1 protein-coding gene and 1 pseudogene are annotated in these 1,566 nt (G+C 43.3%); one reads left to right on the top strand and one right to left on the bottom strand.

What is annotated here, in order from left to right:
* Positions 1–474: pseudogene (locus A3757_RS21415) on the top strand (recombinase RecA); the annotation flags it as partial.
* A 175-nt stretch (positions 475–649) separates the two neighbouring features.
* On the opposite strand, the gene A3757_RS27160 reads toward A3757_RS21415, so the two are convergent.
* A partial coding sequence (locus A3757_RS27160; RefSeq protein ID WP_197470199.1) for a hypothetical protein occupies positions 650–1,566 on the bottom strand: 917 nt, incomplete at its 5' end.

Below are 1,566 nucleotides of genomic sequence, written 5' to 3'. Positions count from 1 at the left end.
ATTTTCATCAACCAAATTCGTATGAAGATCGGCGTAATGTTTGGCAACCCTGAGACAACAACCGGTGGTAACGCCTTAAAATTCTATTCATCGGTACGTTTGGATATTCGTCGTACCGGCGCGGTAAAACAGGGCGACGAAATTATTGGTAACGAAACGCGAGTTAAGGTTGTAAAAAACAAGGTTTCACCACCATTCAAACAGGCAGAGTTCCAGATCCTTTACGGCAAGGGTATATACCGCATGGGGGAAATCATAGATCTCGGTGTTAAGGAAGGCTTGGTAGATAAGGCTGGCGCATGGTACAGCTACAACGGCGACAAGATCGGGCAGGGTAAGGCTAATGCTGCCAACTTCTTGAAAGAGAACCCCGAAATCGCTGAAGATATTGAGGGCAAGGTTCGAGAAAAATATATGCCTAAGATTGAGCCTGCAGAAGGGGGTGACGCACCTGAACTGGCTTTGGAGCTGTAACTTATTTATATTTTGTGGCTAAATTTACGAAGATAATTTTACTAAGAGTAAAGTTATCTTCGTTATTTAATACAAGTAGTAAGTGATAAGATTGTTTGAGGGGGGGAATGGCAAGCCTTTAAATCAGCTTCAAACGATATACCTTGCGCTCCCTCTCTTGCTATTCATTAATTTTTTATCTACCCTGATCGCTTGTTTGGTCTGTTAAGCTATCAACGGCATCAACGGCATCAACGGCATCAACGGCATCAACGGCATCAACGGCATCAACGTCATCAACGGCATCAACGGCATCAACGGCATCAACGGCTTCATTACTATTCAAGTTTGCTTGCGTATTATCAATAACTGCTTGAGTGCTTTCAGGAGTGGTATTAACATTATTTTGTTGTTCTTCGAGAGTCGTGCTATCTGAAGCAACTTCAATGGCATCAAAGCTGTCTTCATCCTTACGTAAAGAGATATCGGTAGCGCTGCTGTCCACTTCTAAGCCTTCCAGAGGTTTATGTCCGGCGGGCAGAGCAGGTGCTTCGAGCGTTTCAATCACAAGCGGCTCGGATCGAGGCGCAGCGAAAGTTTGGATCTGGGAAGCGGGAAGCTCAGGTTTTTGTACAGGGGCCTTTTTCAGCTCTTTTATAAGATCGATTATAACTTCTGACTGGTTAAATAGTTTTTCAGGCTCAATGTCTTGACCTGATGTAGCTAAGTGAATGTTATTGAGAAGTTCCATTACTTTAAGAACGTGCTTTTCAGCTTCTTCTGGTTTCATTTTTACCGTGCGTTCGGCTTCAATCGCAACGAAGTAAGCTTTTTTAGTCGCCAAAAGAGCATCAATGCCTGCAGCTTTTACCCCCTCTCTATCTCTATAATTCTTCTCAATAAAGCTTGTTGAGGCTTCAAGTTTAGCTTCTGCTTTTTCATAGCTCAATTCGGCGTACTCATCTGCGTCGATGTCCGAGGCACGCTCGAAAAACGAAACAGCTTCATTAAGATGTGTTACTTTTAGTGTCGATATTTCGGTATCAGCCATGTCTTCAAGAAGGTCTACTTCACTCTTTTTAGCATCAGCAACGTTGCCCTGTTCAATTTCTT

This window comes from Oleiphilus sp. HI0117, from assembly GCF_001635235.1.
This window is presented reverse-complemented; position numbering and strand designations above follow the sequence as displayed.